Below are 21,906 nucleotides of genomic sequence, written 5' to 3'. Positions count from 1 at the left end.
GAAATACTCCGGGCTTAAAAAAATGACGGGCGCCTGCGAGGCGCCCGTTGAAATCAGCGTGAAAGGGCCAGCGCCTCCAGCTTGCGCTGGGCGTCGGGTTCGCCCCACTCCTTGGCCCTCTGATACCAGATGCGGGCCTGCGCGGGGTCGGCCAACGGTCCATCGGCGCCGATCTGGCGAAGCAGCGCCGGATCGTAGGTGGTGCCGACCAACAGCGCCGCGCGCCCATCCCGCGCCTCGGCGCCGCGCATCAGCAACAACCGCGCCGACTGCACGTCACCGCTGGCGAGCAGATCCTGTCCCCTTCTGATCAGGGCGGCGATTTCCCGCGGATCGAGGCTGCGCACGGTATCGGACTGCGGCTGTGCGGGGATCGCTGCTGGCACGGCGGCCGCCACAGCGACCGGCGGCACGGCTGCCACCGGCGGCGGCGCGACAACGGGCGGCGCCGCGACGGCTGGCGCCGGCGCCGGCATGACCGCCCTTGGCGCGACCGTGGCAAGGCTGGGTGCGACATTGGGCGCAGCCTGCCAAGTCAACCGTGTCGAACTCCCGGTGATCGCCGCGCCGGTCGCGTCGCGCAATTCCGCCGTCACCAGCATCTGGCCGGTGAAGCCCTCGGGCGGAATGACCGAGACGCCGGAAATCTCCGTCGCCGACACGCGCCACTCGCCGCCGCCGACACGCCGGCCCGACGTCAAGCGTGAACCGGCCGTCAGTCCGCTGATCGATACGAAGGCGTCGGGCGGCGGCGCGCCGACATGGATGCCGAGCGGCACCGGATCGTTGGTGAAGCCGCTGCCGTCCTGCACCGCCAGCGTCGCGGTGCGCCGCGGCGGGGGCGCCGGTTGCGGCGCCGGGGCGACTGAGGATTTTACCGACTGCCAGGCGGCGGTCAGCGATGCGCTGTCCTGCCCCGGCGAACGTTGCGAAGATGGAATGGCCATCACGAGAAGCGTGGCGATGGTTGCCGCAATCGCCACCGCGATCGAGAAGCGGATAATCTGCTGAAACAAGGCGCGGCGCCCGGACAGGTCGCGAAGCACGGACGGCGCCTCGACCGGCGCCATGTCTCTGGCCTCCTGCATCGCCTGGGCGACGGCCTTCGTGAAAATTTCGGAATCCTGACGGCGCGCAGGTTTGCTGAGCGGCTGCAAGGGCGGCCCTTCGGTCGTCGCACGCGGTCGCCAACCGTCGTTGGGCGCCAACGTCGGACTCGGCTTTTCGCCGCTCAACCGATCCCTCAATTCGCGCGGCGCGTAATATTCGGGATCGTTCGGGCCGAGCTGTTTTTCGTGCTTTGCATCACTCATTACTGAACACTCGCCCTGATGGGGCTTTCCGTCACCCCGCGGACGTATGCCGTTGGCGCCATATGATCCCTTGAATTTCGGAGAAGCGCAACCGCGCTCTTGCACTCCGCCGACACCAAGGGCCGGAAGTCGAGATCATTCTGCAGCGCTTCCGGCTACCACCCGCCGTTTCCCTGTTGGTTGCAGCACGCCGTGTCCGTGCAGGACAGTCCCATCTAGCGGCAAATACGACAACGCGGCGGCAACAGCTAGACGAAAGTTGGAACAACTTCAATCTACAACTAATAATCAATTTACAGGGATGGTTAACCGGGAAGGTTGCCGGAAGCGCACCGTTCGCCGGATAGTCGCGTGCAAAACCTTGAAATTCGCGCCTTGCCGTGATCTCAAGCGTTGGAGTGGCAGCCCGGCCGTCCGCCCGGTCAGACCGACTCCAACCCGGCAGATTGTGCGATGGCCCGAAGGTTTTCCGCTCCCTACCAGTCGGAGCCCGTGTCCAGCCTCGCCACCTGGTCGCGCAACCTTGCCATTTTTGCCGTGGTCGCGGTGGTGGTCTCGATCCTGATCGTCCGCTTCGGCTTCCTGGAGATGAAACCGGCGCTGGCGACCTTTTTCGGCGCACTCGGCTGCGCCGTGCTGTCGATGCTGGTCGGCCTCGCCGCCTTTGCCGCGATCTGGCAGAACGGCTCACGCGGCATGGGGCGGATCCTGCTGGCGTTCCTGATAAACGCGGTGCTGCTCGCCTACCCCGCCTACCTCGCCCTGCAATACCGCAAGCTGCCGAAAATCTACGACATCACCACCGATCCGATCGATCCGCCGCGTTTCGAGGCGCTGGCGCGGTTGCGCAGCGGCGAGGGCACCAACTCTGCAGTGTATGCCGGGCTGTATTCGGCCGAGCAACAGCGCATCGCCTATCCCGATATTGAGACGGTGGAACTCGAAGCGCCGCCGCAGCGGGCCTATGAGGTGACACTGGCGCTTGTCACCAAGCGCAAATGGCTCGTCATCGACGAGCGGCCGCCGCAACCGCCGCGCCGTATCGGCCGCATCGAGGCGGTGGCGCGGACGCCGATCATGGGATTCCGCGAGGACATCTCGATCCGCATCACCCCCGACGGCGAGGAATCCCGCGTCGATATCCGCTCTTCCTCGCGCTATTTCGAAAGCGACCTCGGCAGCAACGCCGCCCGCGTCACCAAGCTGATCGAGGACATCAATTCAGCGGTCGACAACGCCAAGCCGGCGCAGAAGAAGCCGCAGACGCCGGCGAAAGCGCAGGCGAAAAGCACGAAGAAGTGAGAGGGCGAGTAGCGAGTAGTATCAAAGCAGCCTTGCCCTATTCGCTACTCCCTATTCGCCATTCGCCTTTACACCATCCGATACGTTCCCCCGATCACCGGATCGCCCTCCGTCGCCACGATGCCGCGCGCGACCAGATCTTCCAGATGCGCCAGTACGGAATAGCCGGCCGCGCCGGTCAGCCGCGGGTCGAGGCCGATATAGATCGCGCGCACCATCGTGGGAATATCGGCTTCGCCCTTGGCAAGGCGGTGCAGGATGGAGGCTTCGCGCGCCCTGCGGTGCCGGGCAAGGAAGCGGACATAACGCTGAGCATCCGGAATTTCCGGGCCATGGCCTGAGAAGTACAGATCTTCAGCGCGGGCCTCCAGCCGGTCGAGCGAGGCCATGTAGTCGATCATCGATCCATCCGGCGGCGCCACGATCGAGGTCGACCAGCCCATCACGTGATCGCCGACGAAGTTGATCTTCCGCTCGCCCCAGGCGAACGCCAGGTGGTTGGCGGTGTGGCCTGGGGTCGCGACCGCCTCCAGTGCAAAGCCCTGCCCTTCGATGACGTCGCCGTTCTTCACTTCGATATCGGGCCTGAAGTCGCGGTCGGCGCCGGATTCCGGATTGTGCTTTTCGCTCTCGAAGCGCGGCCGGGAGGCGCGATGCGGGCCCTCGGCGTAAACCGGCGCGCCGGTGGCGGCCTTGATCCGCGCGGTGTTCGGCGAGTGGTCGCGGTGGGTATGGGTGACCAGGATATGCGTCACGGTCTCGCCGCGCACCGCCTCGAGCAGCGCCTTGGCGTGCGCCTCGTCGTCGGGCCCGGGATCGATGATCGCGACGTTGCCCTGGCCTACGATGTAGCTGACCGTGCCGGTGAAGGTGAACGGGCTCGGATTGTTGCACAGGACGCGCCGCACGCCGGGGCGGACTTCATCGACGACACCGGGCTTGAGCAGGAAATCGCGGTTGAACGGGATGTCTTCGTTGTCGGCCATGGGATGTCCGGTTTTGCGGTTTCTCGTTGATGTCGTCATGCCCGGGCTTGTCCCGGGCATCCACGTCTTTCTTGCGAGCCCCAAGACGTGGATGGCCGGGACAAGCCCGGCCATGACGAAAACTGGGGTTATGTCACGCCGAACGCGACGGCATTGCCTCCCTACGAAAACGCCTGAATACCCGTGATCGCCCGGCCCAAAATCAGGGCGTGAACGTCGTGGGTGCCTTCATAGGTGTTCACGGTTTCCAAATTCGCGGTGTGGCGCATCACATGGTATTCGATCTGGATGCCGTTGCCGCCGTGCATGTCGCGCGACACGCGGGCGATGTCGAGCGCCTTGCCGCAATTGTTGCGCTTCATGACCGAGATCATTTCGGGGGCCATCTTACCCTCGTCCATCAGGCGACCGACGCGCAACGAGCCCTGCAGACCGAGCGCGATTTCGGTCTCCATGTCGGCGAGTTTCTTCTGCACCAGTTGCGTCGCCGCCAGCGGCCGGCCGAACTGCTTGCGGTCGAGGGTGTATTGCCGGGCGCGGTGCATGCAATCTTCCGCGGCGCCCATCACGCCCCAGGAAATGCCGTAGCGGGCGCGGTTGAGGCAGCCGAACGGGCCCTTCAGGCCGGATACGTTGGGCAGCAGCGCCTCCTCCGGCACCACCACGCCGTCCATCACGATCTCGCCGGTGACGGAAGCGCGCAACGACAGCTTGCCGCCGATCTTCGGCGCCGACAGGCCCTTCATGCCCTTTTCGAGAATGAAACCGCGGATCTGGTTGTCATGCGCGGCGGATTTTGCCCAGACCACGAAGACGTCGGCGATCGGCGCATTGGAAATCCACATCTTGCTGCCGGTCAGCTTGTAGCCGTCGGCGACCTTCTCGGCGCGGGTCTTCATGCCATTGGGATCGGAGCCGGCATCCGGTTCGGTCAGGCCGAAGCAGCCGACCCACTCGCCGGTGGCGAGCTTGGGCAGGTATTTCTTGCGCTGGTTCTCGTCGCCATAGGCATAGATCGGATACATCACCAGCGACGACTGCACCGAGTTCATCGAGCGATAGCCTGAATCGACCCGCTCGATCTCGCGCGCCACCAGGCCGTAGGCGACGTAGCTGGCATTGGCGCAGCCATATTCCTCCGGCAGCGTGACGCCGATCAGGCCGAGTTCGCCCATCTCGTTGAAGATTTCGCGGTCGGTCTTTTCTTCGAGATAGGCCTTGATCACGCGCGGCAGCAGCTTGTCCTGCGCATAGGCGCGCGCGGTGTCGCGGATCATGCGCTCGTCTTCGGTGAGCTGCTCGTCAAGCAGGAACGGATCGTCCCACTGGAACGCCGCCGCCGCCGGCTTGTCCTTGGCTTGTGGGCGTACGCTCATGAAGATTCCTTTCACTGTCCTCGTGGAAATTGTCGGTGGCCAAAATAGTGCGCTATCGGCAGAAGCGCAAATCTTTCGCGGTGCCATTCCCCGCTGCGGCGTTCGCACCATCCTGGAACGACAACCTCATCAATCCAGCTTTTCGTTGGAGACGATCTCGATGCCGAAACCGGACAATCCCTTGTAGTCGTGCACCGAGGATGTGAGGTTGACGATCGAGGTGATGCCGAGATCGCGCAGGATCTGCGCGCCGACGCCGACTTCGCGCCATTGCCGGTTGCGATCGGCCTCCGCTGACTTCTGTTCGCCGACCGGCTGGACCGGAACCCCGGCCGCGCCGTCGCGCAGATAGACCAGCACGCCGCGGCCGGCCTTCTGGAAATGGCTCAGCACGACCTGCATGCGCGCCGGGCCGGTGAAAATGTCCTTGACGATGTTCGGCTTGTGCAGCCGCGTCAGCACATTCTTGCCGTCGCCGATGTCACCATAGACGAAAGCGGCATGCGCGATCTCGTCGAATGGCGAACGATAGGCATAGCCCTGCAGCGGGCCGATCGGGCTGTCGGTGGTAAAGGTCGCGACCCGCTCGATCAGCTTTTCGCGCGCCTGGCGATAAGCGATCATGTCAGCGATCGTGACGTGCTTGAGCTTGTGGGTAGCGGCGAACCGCGCGACCTGCTCGCCCTTCATCACGGTGCCGTCGTCGTTCATCAATTCGGAGATGACGCCGACCGGCGGCAGCCCCGACAGCTTGCACAGATCGACCGCCGCCTCGGTATGGCCGGAACGCAGCAACACGCCGCCGTCGCGGGCGATCAGCGGAAAGATGTGCCCGGGCCGGGCGAAATCATTGGCGCCGGCGTTGGGATTGGCGAGCGCGCGGCAGCAGGAGGCGCGCTCCTCCGCCGAAATGCCGGTGCCGCCGTCGGGCTTGTAGTCGATCGAGACCGTGAAGGCCGTCGTATGGTTGGACTCGTTATGCGCCACCATCGGATCGAGCCGCAGCCGGCGGGCGTCGTCGGTGGTGATCGGCGCGCAGACGATGCCGGAGGTGTGGCGGATGATGAACGCCATCTTCTCCGCCGTGCAGAACGACGCCGCGACGATCAGATCGCCCTCGCCCTCCCGATCATCGTCATCGGTGACGACGACCATTTCACCCCGGGCAAAGGCTTGCAGAACTTCCTGGATGGTATCGGCCATTTTCCCAACATCTCGCTGTCTACAGCAGTGCATTAGCCGGACTCAATCGACTGCGCCAGCGCCAATCCGCAGGTCCCGGCCATCCACGTCCTTCCTGGCCGCGATCCTTTAAGCAGTCGATGCCCGGGACAAGCCCGGACATGACGGCATTCGAGGATCGATCGTGCACCTCAAACCAGCAGGTGCAGATGATAGCCTAAGGCCCTACGGCAGCACCTCGCGGCGCTCGCTGAGAAGCGCGTCGGTTTCGGCGCGCTTGTCTCCGAGCAGCCCGGCCTGGGCGGCCTCGATCACCTTGTAGAGTTCTTCGGCGTCGCTGAGGCGTGTGACGGTGACGTAGTCGGCGCCGGCTTCGTAGAGGTCGCCGACATTGGCCAGAATTTCCGCGGTGGCGACGATCTTAGCGGTCGGGTTGAGCGAACGGACGTGGCGGACCAGCTTTTCGTTGTCGGCGCCCTTCAGCAGCGAATCCGGGATGCTGAGGATGATCAGTTCGGACTTGCCGACGCCGGCATGCACCAGCGTGTCGACATTGCTGATGTCGCCATAGACCACGTGCATGCCGCGGTCGGTGAGCGTGCGGAACACCAGCGGGTTGAAGTCGATCACGGTGATCTGTTCGAGCACGTCCGGCCGGCGGCGCTCGATCTCGCTCAACAGCGCGCTGGCGGCGCGGAAGAAGCCGAGGATGACGATGCGCCGCGCCTCGCCGTGCCCTCCCTCGTGACCCTCGGCGTCCTGGGTCTGGTCGAGATCGCGCAGGCCGATCCGCTTCAAGGGGCCGATCAAGGCGCGGGTGACCTGGTCGCTGCGGCCCATGATGAAGGTGCTCAGCACCGCCAGCACCACGAAGGCGAATGACGCAGCACTCGAGGTTTCGGCGCTGATATGGTGCGCGGCTACGCCGGTCTGGATCACGACCAGCGAGAACTCCGAAATCTGCGCCAGGTTGATCGCCGGCAGCAGACTGGCGCGCAGCCCCTGCTTCATCAGATAAAGCGGCGTGAACGTGGTCACCACGCGGCTGACCACCGTGAAGGCTGCGATCATCAGCGCCAGCCCGATCACCGACCCGTTCGGAATCGGGATCGTCATGCCGAGCGAGACGAAGAACAGCGTGATGAAGAAATCCCGCAGCGTCGTCACCTTGGCGGTGACGTCGAGCGCATAGGGGAAGGTCGACAGCGACACGCCGGCCACCAGCGAGCCCATCTCGCGCGACAGATGCAGCCGCTCGGCGATCTCGCCGATCAAAAAGCACCAGGCCAGTGCCCCCAGCAAAATCAGTTCCGGCCGGCGCGCGATCTGGTGGAACAGCCAGGGCAGCACGTAGCGGCTCAGGATGAGGGCGGTCGCCACCAGCGCGCCGACCCGCGCGATCGAGAGCAGGATCACGCTCACTTGCAGGTTATCGAGGCTCGGCTGCACCGCCAGGAACAGGATGGCAAAGATGTCCTGCAGCACCAGCACGCCGAGCGTGATGCGCCCGGGCAGCGTGTCGAGCTCGCGCTTCTCGTACAGCACTTTTACGATGATCACCGTGCTCGACAGCGCGCAGGCGACGCAGAGATACAGCGCGTCGAACTTGCCGCCGCCCATCGACATCCCGATGGCGATGAAGAAGAGCAGCCCGAGCACGACGCCGCCGATCAACTGCCCGCCGGCGGCGAACAGGATGACCTTGCCGGCGCGCACGATCTTCTTGAGGTCGATCTCCAGCCCGATCATGAACAGCATGAAGATCAGGCCGAGTTCGGAGATGACGTTGATCGACTCCTGGGACTTGACCCAGCCCATGCCGAATGGACCAATGAAGAACCCGGCGATAAGGTAGGCCAGGATCAGCGGCTGCCGGGAGAAATGCGCCAGCAGGCCGAGCACCCAGGCGAACAGGATACAGAGCGTGATATCGCGAATAAGTTCGTGCATAGGTCCGTTTCTGCCCCTGCCCCAGCCTAGAGGTCCAGCTACGGGGGTCAAACAAGCAATGTGTCACAGCCATAGATCAGGGGCTTTTGGATTGGGGGCCTTTGTAGCGATTCTGGCCGTGCTGTCGATCCTTTCGAGCCCCGCCGCCCACGCGCAGGGCGGGACCGTCGAACAGAATTTCGCCGCCTCCCTCACCGCGGTCCCAACGGAAACCCTCGCGGTGTCCGGCGCGTTCTACGTGCCGGTCTATTCCAGCGTCTTGATGAGCCAGGGCAAGCTGCGGGCGGACTTCTCGGTGACGTTGAGCGTCCACAACGCGTCCGAGACCCGGCCGCTGGTGCTGAAGCGGGTCGCCTATTTCGACACATCAGGCAAGATGGTGGAAAGCTACCTCAAATCGCCGGTGGCGCTGAAACCCTTTGCAACCATCGAGGTCTTCATTCCAGCGAGCGACGTGCGCGGCGGCACAGGGGCCAATTTCGTGATCGACTGGGCGGCCGCCGGCGAGATCGCGGAACCCGCCGTCGAGGCACTGATGGTCGGCAGCGTCGGCCCCGGGCATTATGCCTTCATCAGCCAGGGGCGGCCGATCCGGGTTATCAAGAACTAGACCGCACCACGACAGGAAGGCCCGCGGCCTTCTCAACGAAAAACAAAACGGGAGTGAATGTCCATGTCCACCGCAACCCCCTTCGATTTTGCACCGTTGCTGCCCGCCGGATTGCCGGCCCCGGCCGCGCGGTGGACCGGGCTTGCCAAATACAGCTTTGTCGGCGGCAACAACGATCCCGACCAGGTTCCGGTCGACGGCCTGATCGAGGCGGTCAACGCCGTGCTGAAGCGCGAGGGCAGGACGCTCGCGACCTACGGCCTCGCCAGCGGCCCGCAGGGCTATCGTCCCTTGCGCGAATTCCTCGCCACCAAACTCAAGCGCGACGCCGGGATCTCCTGCGGCGCCGACGACATCATGATCGTCTCGGGCTCGCTGCAGGCGCTCGATCTCATCAACCAGACGCTGCTGGCGCGCGGCGACACCGTGCTGGTCGAACAGGAGACCTACCAGGGCGCGCTGAACCGGCTGACGCGGCTCGGCGTCAAGGCGGTCGGCATTCCCCTCGATGACGACGGCATGCGGATGGACGCGCTGGCGGCTGTTCTCGCCGAGCACAAGAGCCGCGGCATCACGCCGAAATACATCTACACCATCCCCACCGTGCAGAACCCCACCGGGTCGATCATGCCGGAAACGCGGCGCGCGGAGATGCTGAAGCTGTCGAAAGAATACGGCGTGCCGATTTTCGAGGACGATTGCTATGCCGATTTGATCTGGAAAGGCGAGCGCCCGCCTGCGATCTACGCCATGAGCCCGCATGGCGGCGTCATCCATATCGGCTCGTTCTCGAAATCGATTGCGCCGGCGCTGCGCGTCGGCTTCATCGTCGCCCCCTGGGAAATGATGTCGCGGATGCTGGCGCTGAAGACCGATGCGGGGAGCGGCGCGTTGGAACAGATGGTGCTGGCGGAGTATTGCGCGCCGCATTTTGCCACCCATGTGCCGAAGCTGACGCGAGGCCTGCGCGCCAAGCTCGACACGCTGATGGAAGCGCTCAACGAGCAGTTCGGCACGGCCGCCGAATTCGAGGATCCCAAGGGCGGCATCTTCCTGTGGGTGAAGCTGCCGGACAATGTCGACACGCTGAAACTCTATCAGGCCGCACTCGCCGCCGGCGTCGCGATCAATCCCGGGCCGGAATGGTCCACCGACAAGGCTTACTCCGGCAGCCGCCTGCGGCTGTGCTTTGCCAGCCCCTCGCATGAGCAGATCCGCGAGGGCGTCGCCCTGCTCGCCGAAGTCTGCCGCAAGGAGTTCGGCGTGCCGGAGCGGATTGCGAACGTGGAGAAGCGCGGCAAGGCGTGAGGCCGCGGGGCCGGGTGACCTCGGGATTTCAGGTCACCCGCCGACGTGAAACTCGACATTGACCTGGCCGCTGCCGCTGGACGGAAAGTAGTCGCAGAGCTGCTCGGCTGCGCCGTTGAAGTCGTCCCAGCCGAGCGCTGCGAACAGCATGACGGTATCGGCCATGCCGCCCTCGCCGTTGCATTTGACCGCATAGTCCGGAAGCATGGCGACGAATTCGCGGTAGCGGCGCTGCTGCCAGAGCTCGAGCACGCGCAGATCGACCTGGCGGTTGAATTCGCTGGCGACCGAAGTCCACGCCTCCGGCCCGAGCTGCTTGTTGGGCCACAGCCGGTGCGACAGCGATCCGCTGGCGAGGATCGCCACCCGTTCGCCTGAACGCGCAACGGCCCGGCGCGTCGCCTCGCCCAGGATGCGGCTCTCCTCCAGCGACGTGAACAGCGGGGTTGCGACCGAGACCACCTTGGCCCAGCCGTCTTCGTTCATGTAATGCATCGGCACGATGGTGCCGTATTCGAGCCCGAGGCTCGCGACCCTGTGCGCCATGACGCCAAGCCCCGCGCCTGCCGCTTCCCCGGCAATGGCTTCGGCAAGCGCGGGGTCGCCCGGCAAGTCGTAACGCAGATCCTGAATCATCTGCGGGGCTTCATGGCTGGTGAAGGCCCCGCGATGATGCGGATTGGCGTTGATGTGGTAGCCGAAATTGGAGAGCCAGTGGGTGTCGAACACCACGAAGGTCGAGACCCGGCGTTCCCGGGCACGACGACCAAGTTCGCGCAGCGCCTGCACGGCGCCTTCACGGGCGGCCTTCAGCGGGCTGCCCGCAACTTCCGACAGCATCAGGGATGGCACATGGCTGACCTTGGCCGCCAGAACAAGCTCTCCCATGGCACAGCTCCCTCCGCGGCCGGTCAGGCAGCCGGTGCCTCGCCGCGAAACACCATCGCGATGCGCAACAGCCGCACGATCGAAACGTTGCCCTTGCCGGCCTCGATCTGCGCCACGAAGCGTTCGGAAAGCCCGGACAGGCGGGCGAGTTCGCGGCGCGACATGCCACGGCAGGCGCGCATTTCGCGGACGCGGATGCCGAGTTGCCTCAGGAACTCGCTCTCATGAGGCAGCCTTCCGTCCGCGTCGCGCAGGACCGGGCCCGCCGGACGGCGTGAACGCGCTTGGGAATCGGACAAGGTTTCGCTGTGTGGCACGCTCAATCCTCTCGTCCGCGATGATCGCGAAGCGAAAGGACGGCGTCATTGACCGGGATCAAATGGCCTTGCTAGAGGCTTTCCCGGAACATGGACCTTATTCGGCCTTGATCCCGGTCTCGGCGATCAGCTTGCCCCATTTTGCGCTTTCGCTCTGGATGAATTTGGCAAAGCCCTCCGGCGACGACGGCGACGGTTCGGCGCCGAGCAGCCGTATTTTTTCGATCGCGGCCGGATCGCTCAACGCCTTCACGAAGGCCGCGTTCAACGTGGCGATGATGTCGGGCGGTGTGCCTGCGGGCACGACCAGGCCGAACCAGCCGACCGATTCGAATTCCTTGAGGCCCTGCTCCGCCAGCGCAGGAACGTCGGGCAGGAACACCACGCGCTTGGCGGCGGAGACGCCGAGCGCCTTCAACTTGCCGTCGCTGATCAATTGCTTGGACGCCGGGATATCCAGCACGGCGAACGGGATGTGGCCGGCGAGAACGTCGACGGCGGCCGGCGCGGTGCCGCGATAGGCGATCAGTTGAAGTCCGACACCCGCCCTTTGATTGAACAGGGCCGATGTCAGGTGCATCGCGGTGCCGTTGCCGCCATGCCCGATCGACAGGCCCTGCGGTTGCGCCTTGGCTTTTGCAATCAGGTCCGCGACCGACGCAATGCCCGACTGCTGCGACGCCACCAGCACGAACGGAATCTCGGCCAGCATCGTCACCGGCGCCAGGTCCTTGACCGGATCGAACGCCATCGCCGCGCGATTGAGGTGGGGATTGACGGTCAGCACGCCGGCCGCGGCGACGCCGAGCGTGTAGCCGTCGGGCGCGGCCTGCGCCACGGCCCCGATCCCGATATTGCCGCCCGCACCCGCCCTGTTCTCGATGACGATCGGCTGGCGCAGCGTTTCCGATACCACGGGCTGCAACGCGCGGATCACGATATCGGCGCTCCCGCCGGGCGGAAACGTCACGATGATCTTGATTGGTTGATCGGGATATGCGTTTGCTGTGTCGACCGCCGAGAACGACAACGAAGCAACAAGGGCCCCGGCCAAGGCTCGCCAGACCGACGGAAACATGCAGGTCTCCCCCCAATGATTTTTTTTGTGACTGTCAGTTATGCATGATCGTCCCAGCGCGGCAAGCGACAAGGCCGCGAGCGATCAGGTGAAGACCCGTGTTCTGGTGGTGGGGGCCGGTCCGGTCGGCCTGACGCTCGCGATGGACCTTGCCTCGCGGGGAATATCCGTCACCGTGGTGGAAACCCGCGCCCCCGGCGACCGCCGAGCGTGAAATGCAACCACGTCTCGGCACGCTCGATGGAGATTTTCCGCCGGCTAGGCCTCGCGCAAAAATTGCGCGACGCCGGGCTGCCCGCCGACTATCCGAACGATTGCTCCTATCGCACCACCGCAACCGGCATCGAGCTCTCGCGCATTCCGATTCCATGCCGCCGCGATCGCTACACCGCCGTCGACGGCCCGGACACCGATTGGCCGACGGCCGAGCCGCCGCACCGCATCAACCAGATCTACATGGAACCGGTGCTGTTCGCGCACGCCGCCGCCATCGACGGGCTGCAGATCCTGAACCGCACCGCGTTCGAGGAGTTCCGCGAAGATGCTGACGGCATCCTTGCCACCATCCGCAACCTCGACAGCCATACGACGTCGCAGATCCGCGCCGACTTCATCGTCGGCTGCGACGGGGCACGTTCGCTGGTGCGCAAGGCGATCGACGCCAATCTGCAGGGGACGCCGATCATCCAGCGCGTGCAGTCGACCTATATTCGCGCCCCCGCGTTGCTCGCCATGATGGAGAGGCCGGCGTGGATGACGCTGTCGCTCAACCCGCGGCGCTGCGGCACGATGGTGGCAATCGACGGCCGCGAGAACTGGCTGATCCACAATCACCTCAACAAGGAAGACGAGACCTTCGAGTCCGTCGACCGCGACGCCTCGATCCGCGCCATCCTCGGCGTCGGCCCCGATTTCGATTACGAGATCCTCAGCGAGGAAGACTGGGTCGGCCGCCGGCTGGTCGCCGACCGGTTTCGCAAGGGCCGCGCCTTCATCTGCGGCGACGCCGCGCATCTGTGGATGCCCTATGCCGGCTACGGCATGAATGCCGGCATTGCCGACGCCACCAACCTCGCCTGGCTGTTGTCCGCCCATCTGCAAGGATGGGCCGATATCAAGATCCTCGATGCCTATGAAGCCGAGCGGCTGCCGATCACCGAGCAGGTGTCGCGCTTTGCGATGGACATGGCGGGCAAGGTGCTGAGCCAGCGCCGTACCGTTCCCGAGGCGATCGAGCAGCCGGGGCCCGAAGGCGACGCCGTGCGGCAGCAGGTGGGACAGGCCGCCTATGATCTGAACGTGCAGCAATATTGCTGCGCCGGCCTCAACTTCGGTTACTTCTACGACCGCTCCCCGATCATTGCCTATGACGGCGCCGCGCAGCCGGGTTTTACGATGGCGGATTTCACGCCGTCGTCGACGCCAGGCTGCCGGCTGCCGTTCGCAAAGCTCGCCGACGGTCGGCCGGTCTATGATGCGCTCGGGCCGGGCTACACCCTGCTGCGCTACGATCCGGACGTCTCGATCGCCCCGCTGGCGGAGGCGATGACCGCCAGCGGCGTGCCGTTCGCGGTGGTCGACGTCGCCGCCGCTGAGGCCCAGCCGCCCGGCGCCCGCAAGCTCGTCGTGGCGCGAACGGACCAGCACGTGGCCTGGCGCGGCGATGCCATCCCCGACGATCCCGCGTCTCTCGTGGCCAAGCTGCTCGGCAAGAACGTCGGCCTCGTTTCCGCGTGAGCACGAGATGACCGAGGCGCGCTCCCAGCATCGTCTCGGCATTGCGCTGGTCGTCGCCGCCGCCGTGTTCTGGAGCACCGCGCCGTTCTTCACGCGGCTGCTCGCTTACGATTCCTGTACCATCCTGTTCTGGCGCGGGCTGTTCGCCGGAATCATGATCACGGGCCTGATGGTGTTTTTACAGGGCCGCGCCAGCCTGCGGGATCTGATCCGGTTCGACGTCAACGGCTGGCTGGTGGCGTCGTTCTCGACGCTGGCGATGATCGCCTTCATCCCCGCGCTGCAGCTCACCGACGTCTCGAATGTCGCGATCATCATCGCGACCGGCCCGTTCCTCGCGGCAGCGCTGGCCTGGATATGGCTGAAGGAGATTCCCCACCGGCGAACCATGCTGGCGAGCGTGGCAGCACTTGTCGGCGTCGTCATCATCGTCGGCGGCGCCCGCGGCGGCGCCGACATTTTAGGCGTTGCCCTCGCCTGCTTCATGGCGCTGGCGATCGCGGCCATGACCGTCACGGTGCGGCGGCACCGCAACACTCCGATGATCGCCGCCGCCGCGCTATCGAATTTTTTGGGCAGCGCCATCAGCCTTCCCTTCGCCCACGGAATCACGGCGGTCAGCGGTTTCGACCTGCTGATTCTCGCGATGTTCGGCTGCTTCCAGGTGGCGCTCGGCCTCACCCTGTTCTTCCTCGGCTCGCGTCTGCTGCTATCAGGCCAGGCGGCGCTGATCTCGACGTTGGAGACGCCGCTGATGCCGTTCTGGATCTGGGTGGGATTTGGTGACGTTCCCACGCTGCGCGTGCTCGCCGGCGGTGCGCTGGTGATGGGCGCGGTAGTTGCCGATATTATCGGGGATATGCGGGCGAAGCGGCAGGTTCCTCACAGCGCCTGCCAGGAAGCCACAAAGGTAAGCCACGCCATGAAGATTGGAGACCCGGTCGAGGTGGTTGCGGTGCCTGCATCGCTCCCGTCCGGAATGGGGACACAGGCGCTGTTCGAAGCTTGCGTGGGTCGCGTCTTTCCTGTCGAGGGCATCAACGAATGCGGATTTCTGGAATTGCACGTCGGTGAAGCCGTCGGTGAAGCGAGCTACATGCACTCCATATGGATTGAAGCTGACTGCGTTCGCCGCATCGATCCCATGGTCCCGTGTTGATCGCTGCTAAGCTGGCGCTGGCAAAGACCATGAAGCATGTCTACTTCCGTGGCGTCACCTTTGCTACGAACGCAAGTACCTCATCGGTCAGCGTCGTGTCACCGGTGTTCACCGAGTAGATTTCCGACATGTGGCTGTGGTCTTTCAGGACCACGAAGGCCGGACAGTTCTGCCTGGCGCATCGCGCGGCCTTCAAGGTTTCCGCCTGGTCGATGTAATAGGGAACGTCTATTTCCGCATGCGCGACCAGTAAGGGCAGCGACGAGTCTGCCAGTCCCTTGATGGATGAGCGTTCCGGCCACAATTCGGTATTGTCACCGAAGTAGGATTTTTGCCCGGCGACCTCAATTTGGGGACGAAGGTCGAAAGTTCCCGATACGAGGATCGCGCCGACAATTGCAGGCGTGGCCGTGCGCGCAATATAGCTGCCGACGTGCGCCGCCCCCGCCGAATGTCCCATCAGAAAAATCCGGTCGGGATCGCCCCCGAAGTCCCGAATCTTCTCCCTCGTCCATGCGACTGCGGCCGCCACGTCGTCAGCCGCGGCCGGCCAGCTGTGGTCCGGCGCCAGACGATAGGTCATGTTCACACCGACAAAGCCGTTCTTCGATGCCCATAACATCAGATTGTCATGGTATGGTCCTGTGCCGATCCGCCTGTCGCCTCTCTGATATCCACCGCCATGCACAAAGATCAAAACCGGTCGACTCGGCGGGGCAGCTGCATGAAAGACGTCGATGAGGTTTCGCTGATGCGGGCCATATTTGAGATCCCGCACCACCGTCACGTTGTCATAAGGTTCCTTCGCGTGCAGCGGCGCATACAGCTTGGCCGTTTCAGTCGGATTGATGACCGGCCCGATGGCCCGGATGGCCTCGGCCTTGTCTGATGGCATTGGACCAGCCAAAGCCGAACCGAACACCAACAGCGTGATCGATAGCGCGAGCAAGAATCGCATGCGGCACCTCGTTGGATGTACCTGCGCGACGACTAGGCCTGTCGATTAGACTACATGTATCCACCACCCAAAGTCATGATTTTATTCTGAGCAAGGATGTGACGCCCGGTCTTGACGAGCCCGCAATCATTGTTGCCTCCGCTTCGCGGCCCGCACCAAAACCATTTCTTGGCGTAAGCTGACGCGGAGCTTTGTGATCACAGGCACCATGACACCGACCAAAATTTCGCTGCCCGCCGTCCTGGCGGTACAAATGGGCGTCGCGATCGTCACCCTCGATATTTCGCTGACCAGCACCGCCCTGCCGGCCATCGCGGTCGGGATTGGCGCCAGCCCCGCCGGCACGATCTGGATCATCAACGTCTATTACCTCGCGGTGGTCGCAGCGCTCTTGCCGCTTGCGGCGCTTGGCGAGATTTACGGCCATCGCCGCATCTTTTTCGGCGGGCTGATCGCCTTCGCTATCGGCTCCCTTGCGGCCGGCCTATCCAACTCACTGTTCACGATCGCCCTGTCACGGGCCCTGCTCGGCGCCGGCACCGCCGCCGTCTCCGCGACCACGCCGGCGCTGATACGCACCCTCTACCCGCCAACGCGTTTGGGGCGCGGGCTCGGCGTCTACGCGTTGGTTGTCGGAATCGCCTTTTCAGTCGGTCCCACGGCAGCGTCCGCCATCCTTTCCGTCTCGAACTGGCGCTGGCTGTTCCTGATGAACGTCCCTCTCGCGCTTCTGTCGTTTGCCTTCGCCAGCCGCGACTTGCCGCCAACGCCGCGCAACGTCCGTCACTTCGACCGCCTGTCGGCGCTTTTCTGCGCCGGCATGTTCGCCGGCCTGATGTTCGGCATTGCGGGCATTGCGCATCGCGCCAGTTGGCCTCCGATCGTACTCGCCCTCGCCCTGGCCGCCGCTTGCGGCTACGGCCTGCACCGGCGCGAAGCGGGACACGCCGCCCCCATTCTGGCGATCGACCTGTTTCGCATTCCCCTGTTCGCGCTATCGTCGGCGACGTCGATCTGCGCCTTCGCCATTCAGGGACTGATCTTCGTCATGCTGCCGTTCCTCTTTCAGTTCAAGTTCGGCTACAGCCAGATCGAAGCCGGATATCTGATCACGCCCTGGCCGGTGACCCTGGCCGTCATGACGCTGATCGCCGCACCGCTCGGCGATCGCGTTCAGCCGGGATTGCTGGGCGGCGGTGGACTTCTTCTCGTCGGGATCGGCATCGCCGCGCTGGCATTCCTGCCGGCGTCACCGTCTCCGGTCGAAATCGGCTGGCGCCTGATCCTGTGCGGCATCGGCTTCGGATTCTTTCAAACGCCCAACATGAAGGCGATCATGAGTAGCGCGCCAGCGGACAGAAGCGGTGGCGCCAGCGGCATCCTTGCGGCTTCGCGCCTGTTCGGCCAGTCGGTCGGCGCAGCCATCGTTGCCGTCTGCCTGTCATTCTCGCCCGACCATGGCATCTGGGCCGCGATCTGGATCGGCGCGGCGCTTGGCGCGCTCGGAAGCGCCGTCAGCTTCCTGCGGCTTCTTCCGATGGTCCGGACCCGGGTGTAGCCGCGCGCCGGGTCTCGTCCCGTTGTCATGCTGCTTGCGGCGAAGAACCGAAAGTCGCGTCTGCAAGTGGCCGCCCGTCGCAAATCCTGTTCGCGCATGCTATTCGGTCTCAAAGTTTCGCGGAGCGGAGAAGTTCTGTGCTCGTCATCAGAACCTTTAGACCTGCCGACCTTGAAGCGCTTTATGCGATCTCCCTTGCAACCGGCCACGAAGGCAGGGACGCTTCTCACCTCTATGAGGATCGCAAGCTGATCGGTCACATCTATTCCGCACCTTATGCCCTTCTCGAACCGCGGCTGGCGCTTGTCGTTGAAGACGACGAGGGCGTCGCCGGGTTCGCCGTTGGTACGCCGAACACCGCGAATTGGCAGACGAGGCTCGAGGCTGAATGGTGGCCGAGGCTTCGCCGGCAGTACGCCGATCCTGCTTCGAGACCTGCGAGCGAATGGTCAGCGGACCAGCGCCGCGCATACGCGATCCATCACCCGCAACGTGCCCCTGAACAGGTTGTCGAGCTCTATCCTGCTCATCTACATCTGAATCTGTTGGATAGAATTCAGGAACGCGGCGTGGGAACGATGCTTTTCTCGGAATGGATGGCTCTCGCCTCACAACAGGGAGTCGGGGCGACGCATGTCGGCATCAACAGCGCGAATACACGCGCCATCCGGTTTTGGTCAAGGCGAGGGTATGGACGCGTAAAACTCGACGATGACGCCTCTGACAGAACCATCTGGATGGGGCGCTTTTGATCCCGGCTTGGCCGGGATCAAATTTCCCCTTCACCGCACCGCGAACGGCGCCTGATATGGCCGGCCGAATGGCACCCCGTTGATCACGGTCTGAACAGGCTTGAGCAGCAGCTTGCCCTCGCGCCTGTTGTTGCGGGTGTCGACGAACGAGGTCTGGCCCTCGACCAATTCCATGATCGCGACGTCGCCGGGCGCGCCGATCTGCAGCGTGCCGACTTTCGGCACGCGGTTGATGATTTTTGCCGGCGCGGAGGTTGCCATCGCGACCACCTGCTCCACCGTATATCCGAGCGGGATGAACTTGCTCATCACGTTCGGCAGATACGGCATGCCCGGCGAATTGCCGGAGAAGACGTGGATGTCGGAGGAAATCGTATCCGGCCCGCAGCCGCCGGCGATCGCCACTTCCGCCACCGTGAAATCAAAACTGCCCCCGCCGTGGCCGACATCGAACATCACGCCGCGCTGCTTGGCGGACAGCGCCGCCGGCAGCAGCTTGCCGTCCTGCACGATGTTGGTGAAGACGCCGGCGATGTTGGGCGCGCCGGAATAGGCGTGCGTCAGCACGTCGCCCGGCCGCAGCAAATCGAGAATTTCCGACATCAACTCCTTGGTCTCGACGCCGCCGATATGCACCATCATCTTGGCCGGCCAGCCGCACATTTCGCAGGCCTTGATGGCGCGCTTCAACGGCTCTAGCCCATGCTTGGCGATGACGTTCTCCGACATCCGAACCTTGACGCCGAGCAGGAAATCCGGGTTTTCCGCCAGCGCCATCGCGCAGGCGTCCATCTGCGCGTAGTCGATATTGTAGAGCTCGGCGACCGGGAAGCCCGACAGCCCATTGTTGGCGATGTGGATGAAGGCGTAAATCCGCGCTCGCGATTGCGCTACGATATAGCGGCGCAGCGCCGCAATGTTGTTGACGCCGGCATCGCCCGCCGACACCACGGTGGTGGTGGCCTGCGCCTGCACCAGTTCGTCGGCGGGAATGCCGATCGCCGAGCCATAGGGGTAGACGTGCGAGTGCAGGTCGATCAGGCCCGGGGTGACCAGCTTGCCGGATGCGTCGATGCTTTTCGCGGCCCGGGCGGCCGGGATCTCGCTCTCGACGGCCTCGATCACGCCCCAGCGGATGCCGATGTCGCGTTTGCCCCTAAGCTGCTGGCTCGGGTCCAGCACGTCGCCGCCCTTGATGACGAGGTCGAACTTGTCGTTCGGCCCCATCGCGGCATGGGCCGGGCCGGATGCGGCGGCCACGGCCGCCGACCCCGTTGCCAGCAGAAAATCACGGCGTGAAAACCCGGTCATCGCAACACTCCCCCCGATATGATTTTTTATGCGGCAATGATGCGCCGGGTTCGGGCGTTGCGCAAGCAGAGGGTGCAGCGGCCCACGCGAGAGCAGCCGGCGTTTGGTGGGCCGAACGCCAGAAAGGTACAGGATGGGTTAAGCCATTCGCGAAACCCATCAAGTTCTTGCACCGCGGTGATGGGTTTCGCGAAGGGCTCAACCGATCGTGGGAAGCTGGCGTCGTCGAGCCACCCGGCAAGAACAATCCGAAGGTCGAATGGCCTCCGCGCGTCGGACGCATCTGAACAGGCGTTCAGAATTCTCTTCAAATCCCGGGGGAACGTTCGCGGCGATGTGATGTTTCATTCTCGGTCATTTGAGGAGAATGGAATGAAGAAGTTTGCATTGGCTATCGTCGCACTCGGCGCGCTCATCTTCGCGGCCCCGTCGGTCGCGGACGCGCAAACCGTCGTGATCAAACGCGGCGGTCATCATGCGGGTCACCACCACCATCACGGCGCGCGTGCCCACTACCGATCGCATCGCGGATGGCACCGCGGCCATGGCCATCGCAACAAGGTCGTGATCATCAAGAAGCGCCGCTACTGAGACATCACGCCTCAACGGAAAATGGCTCCTCGCGGAGCCATTTTCTTTGTCTTGTTGCCGTCGACGTAGCGCGAGAGGCGCGGACGTCAGCTGTAGATCTCGAACAGGCCCGCGCCGCCCTGGCCGCCGCCGATGCACATCGTGACGACGCCCCACTTGGCCTTGCGCCGGCGGCCTTCCTGCAGGATGTGGCCGGTGAGACGCGCGCCGGTCATGCCGAAGGGATGGCCGATGGCAATCGAGCCGCCGTTGACATTGTACTTCTCCGGATCGATCCCGAGCTTGTCGCGCGAATAGAGACACTGGCTGGCAAAGGCTTCGTTGAGTTCCCAGAGATCGATGTCGTCGATCTTCAGGCCGTGGCGCTTCAACAGCTTCGGCACGGCGTAGATCGGGCCGATGCCCATCTCGTCCGGCTCGCAGCCAGCGGCGGCCCAGGCCACGAAGCGGCCCATCGGGTTGAGGCCACGCTTCTCGGCGTCCTTGGCTTCCATCAGCACCACGGCAGCGGCGCCGTCCGAGAGCTGGCTGGCGTTACCGGCGGTGACGTATTTGCCGGCGCCCTTGACCGGCTCGAGCTTGGCCAGGCCTTCAAGCGTCGTCTCGGGGCGGTTGCACTCGTCGCGGTCGACCACGTAGTCGACGATGCTCTCCGCTTTCGTCGCCTTGTCGACCACCTTCATCTTGGTCTTCATCGGGACGATTTCGTCCTTGAACTTGTTGGCCTGCTGGGCGGCCGCCATGCGGCGCTGCGATTCCAGCGAGTATTCGTCCTGGTATTCGCGGCTGACCTTGTAGCGCTCGGCGACGATATCGGCGGTGTCGATCATCGCCATGAAGATATCGGGCGCGACCTTGAGCAGTTCAGGATCGATCGATTCCTTCGGCGAACCGCCGCCCGGGATCGAGATGCTCTCGACGCCGCCGGCGACGATGCAGTCGGCACCATCAGAGCGGATCGAGTTGGCGGCCATCGCGATGGTCTGCAGGCCCGACGAGCAGAAGCGGTTCACCGACACGCCGCCGGTCGACTTCGGCAGGCCGGCGAGCAGCGCGGCCTGGCGGCCGATGTTCGGGGCGCCATGCGCGCAGTTGCCTAGATAGCAATCCTCGACATAGTCCTTGTCGACGCCCGCGCGCTCCACGGCGTGCTTGATGGCGTGGCTCGCCAACGACATCGGCGGAGTGATGTTGAATCCGCCGCGGCCGGACTTCGCCAGCCCGGTACGTGCATAGGAAACGATAACAGCTTCACGCATTTTGAAAGACCTCCCTTGGATGCGATCCAGTATGGACTGGCGCCGCGCCGGTGTGTAGTGGAAACCCGAATTCCGGCGAGCGGAAAAGAATGACCCGCAAGCCGGCCCGGACCGGGATTTGCACAACGGCCGTGCTTCGGCAAGGCCGTGCGGGCGTTCCGGCGCAGCAGGCCCGCGACGAAAGACCCATGCGCCGGCTATTTCACTGGGCGAAATTGATCGCTATTGAAATGCTCTGCGTACAAGCTGCGGCTTAGTCAGCATCAGGTCA

At 64.2% G+C, this 21,906-nt stretch carries 20 protein-coding genes; 9 read left to right on the top strand and 11 right to left on the bottom strand.

The genetic code is table 11. The features are described from left to right. Positions 1–53: 53 nt before the first annotated feature. Positions 54–1,313, bottom strand: coding sequence for an SEL1-like repeat protein (locus QUH67_RS09415; RefSeq protein ID WP_300946398.1), 1,260 nt, complete (start codon positions 1,311–1,313; stop codon positions 54–56). Between the two features lie 453 nt (positions 1,314–1,766). Between QUH67_RS09415 and QUH67_RS09410 the strand changes: the two genes are divergently transcribed. Continuing rightward, positions 1,767–2,615 carry a DUF1499 domain-containing protein gene (locus tag QUH67_RS09410; RefSeq protein WP_300946397.1) on the top strand — a complete coding sequence of 283 codons (849 nt, stop codon included), beginning with the start codon at positions 1,767–1,769 and terminating at the stop codon, positions 2,613–2,615. Between the two features lie 68 nt (positions 2,616–2,683). Here QUH67_RS09410 and QUH67_RS09405 read toward each other — a convergent pair whose 3' ends face one another. The 4 genes from QUH67_RS09405 to QUH67_RS09390 form a co-directional block, all read right to left on the bottom strand. Beyond that, positions 2,684–3,601 carry an MBL fold metallo-hydrolase gene (locus tag QUH67_RS09405; protein ID WP_300946396.1) on the bottom strand — a complete coding sequence of 306 codons (918 nt, stop codon included), beginning with the start codon at positions 3,599–3,601 and terminating at the stop codon, positions 2,684–2,686. Between the two features lie 161 nt (positions 3,602–3,762). Next, positions 3,763–4,977, bottom strand: coding sequence for an acyl-CoA dehydrogenase (locus QUH67_RS09400; protein WP_300946395.1), 1,215 nt, complete (start codon positions 4,975–4,977; stop codon positions 3,763–3,765). Positions 4,978–5,106: 129 nt separating this feature from the next. Next, positions 5,107–6,180, bottom strand: coding sequence for a 3,4-dihydroxy-2-butanone-4-phosphate synthase (gene ribB / locus QUH67_RS09395; protein ID WP_300946394.1), 1,074 nt, complete (start codon positions 6,178–6,180; stop codon positions 5,107–5,109). A gap of 204 nt (positions 6,181–6,384) precedes the next feature. Next, positions 6,385–8,109: a cation:proton antiporter gene (locus QUH67_RS09390; RefSeq protein ID WP_300946393.1), complete on the bottom strand. Its 1,725-nt coding sequence runs from the start codon at positions 8,107–8,109 to the stop codon at positions 6,385–6,387. Between the two features lie 112 nt (positions 8,110–8,221). Between QUH67_RS09390 and QUH67_RS09385 the strand changes: the two genes are divergently transcribed. Together QUH67_RS09385 and QUH67_RS09380 are read left to right on the top strand one after the other, a co-directional pair. Continuing rightward, positions 8,222–8,719 (top strand): DUF3124 domain-containing protein, encoded by a 498-nt coding sequence (locus QUH67_RS09385; protein ID WP_407080450.1) that lies wholly within the window; start codon positions 8,222–8,224, stop codon positions 8,717–8,719. A gap of 63 nt (positions 8,720–8,782) precedes the next feature. After that, a complete protein-coding gene (locus QUH67_RS09380; RefSeq protein ID WP_300946391.1) occupies positions 8,783–10,027 on the top strand; it encodes an aminotransferase-like domain-containing protein in 1,245 nt (414 codons plus the stop codon). Between the two features lie 33 nt (positions 10,028–10,060). Here the strand turns inward: QUH67_RS09380 and hpaD are convergent, their stop codons facing one another. From hpaD to QUH67_RS09365, 3 genes are all read right to left on the bottom strand, one after another. Then, positions 10,061–10,915, bottom strand: a complete 855-nt coding sequence (gene hpaD / locus QUH67_RS09375; protein ID WP_300946390.1) for a 3,4-dihydroxyphenylacetate 2,3-dioxygenase — start codon at positions 10,913–10,915, stop codon at positions 10,061–10,063. 23 nt (positions 10,916–10,938) lie between these two features. Then, complete coding sequence (locus QUH67_RS34930; RefSeq protein WP_407080419.1) at positions 10,939–11,232, bottom strand: helix-turn-helix domain-containing protein; 294 nt, start codon at positions 11,230–11,232, stop codon at positions 10,939–10,941. A 97-nt stretch (positions 11,233–11,329) separates the two neighbouring features. Beyond that, positions 11,330–12,202, bottom strand: a complete 873-nt coding sequence (locus QUH67_RS09365; protein WP_300946389.1) for a Bug family tripartite tricarboxylate transporter substrate binding protein — start codon at positions 12,200–12,202, stop codon at positions 11,330–11,332. Between the two features lie 148 nt (positions 12,203–12,350). Between QUH67_RS09365 and QUH67_RS34840 the strand changes: the two genes are divergently transcribed. The 3 genes from QUH67_RS34840 to QUH67_RS09355 are packed head-to-tail and all read left to right on the top strand — an operon-like array spanning position 12,351 to position 15,206. Next, positions 12,351–12,524, top strand: a complete 174-nt coding sequence (locus QUH67_RS34840) for an FAD-dependent oxidoreductase (RefSeq protein ID WP_320416127.1) — start codon at positions 12,351–12,353, stop codon at positions 12,522–12,524. A 26-nt stretch (positions 12,525–12,550) separates the two neighbouring features. Next, positions 12,551–14,047 (top strand): FAD-dependent monooxygenase, encoded by a 1,497-nt coding sequence (locus QUH67_RS09360; RefSeq protein ID WP_320416126.1) that lies wholly within the window; start codon positions 12,551–12,553, stop codon positions 14,045–14,047. Positions 14,048–14,054: 7 nt separating this feature from the next. Beyond that, positions 14,055–15,206, top strand: coding sequence for a DMT family transporter (locus QUH67_RS09355; RefSeq protein WP_300946388.1), 1,152 nt, complete (start codon positions 14,055–14,057; stop codon positions 15,204–15,206). Positions 15,207–15,246: 40 nt separating this feature from the next. On the opposite strand, the gene QUH67_RS09350 is transcribed toward QUH67_RS09355, so the two are convergent. Continuing rightward, the gene (locus QUH67_RS09350) at positions 15,247–16,164 is read right to left on the bottom strand and encodes an alpha/beta hydrolase (protein WP_300946387.1); all 918 of its coding nucleotides are present in this window, start codon (positions 16,162–16,164) and stop codon (positions 15,247–15,249) included. A gap of 208 nt (positions 16,165–16,372) precedes the next feature. On the opposite strand from QUH67_RS09350, the gene QUH67_RS09345 reads away from it, so the two are divergent. Continuing rightward, complete coding sequence (locus QUH67_RS09345; RefSeq protein WP_300946386.1) at positions 16,373–17,722, top strand: MFS transporter; 1,350 nt, start codon at positions 16,373–16,375, stop codon at positions 17,720–17,722. A 137-nt stretch (positions 17,723–17,859) separates the two neighbouring features. Next, positions 17,860–18,474, top strand: a complete 615-nt coding sequence (locus QUH67_RS09340; RefSeq protein WP_300946385.1) for a GNAT family N-acetyltransferase — start codon at positions 17,860–17,862, stop codon at positions 18,472–18,474. 30 nt (positions 18,475–18,504) lie between these two features. On the opposite strand, the gene QUH67_RS09335 is transcribed toward QUH67_RS09340, so the two are convergent. After that, complete coding sequence (locus QUH67_RS09335; protein WP_300946384.1) at positions 18,505–19,785, bottom strand: amidohydrolase/deacetylase family metallohydrolase; 1,281 nt, start codon at positions 19,783–19,785, stop codon at positions 18,505–18,507. 372 nt (positions 19,786–20,157) lie between these two features. On the opposite strand from QUH67_RS09335, the gene QUH67_RS09330 reads away from it, so the two are divergent. Next, positions 20,158–20,376: a hypothetical protein gene (locus QUH67_RS09330; RefSeq protein ID WP_300946383.1), complete on the top strand. Its 219-nt coding sequence runs from the start codon at positions 20,158–20,160 to the stop codon at positions 20,374–20,376. An 86-nt stretch (positions 20,377–20,462) separates the two neighbouring features. Here the strand turns inward: QUH67_RS09330 and QUH67_RS09325 are convergent, their stop codons facing one another. Further along, a complete protein-coding gene (locus tag QUH67_RS09325; RefSeq protein ID WP_300946382.1) occupies positions 20,463–21,635 on the bottom strand; it encodes a thiolase family protein in 1,173 nt (390 codons plus the stop codon). Positions 21,636–21,906 lie beyond the last annotated feature (271 nt).

The sequence above is a fragment of the Bradyrhizobium roseum genome (genome assembly GCF_030413175.1).
GTDB classification, from domain to species: Bacteria; Pseudomonadota; Alphaproteobacteria; order Rhizobiales; family Xanthobacteraceae; genus Bradyrhizobium; species Bradyrhizobium roseum.
The sequence above is the reverse complement of the archived record's forward strand: the minus strand, read 5'-3'. Positions and strand labels throughout refer to the sequence as shown.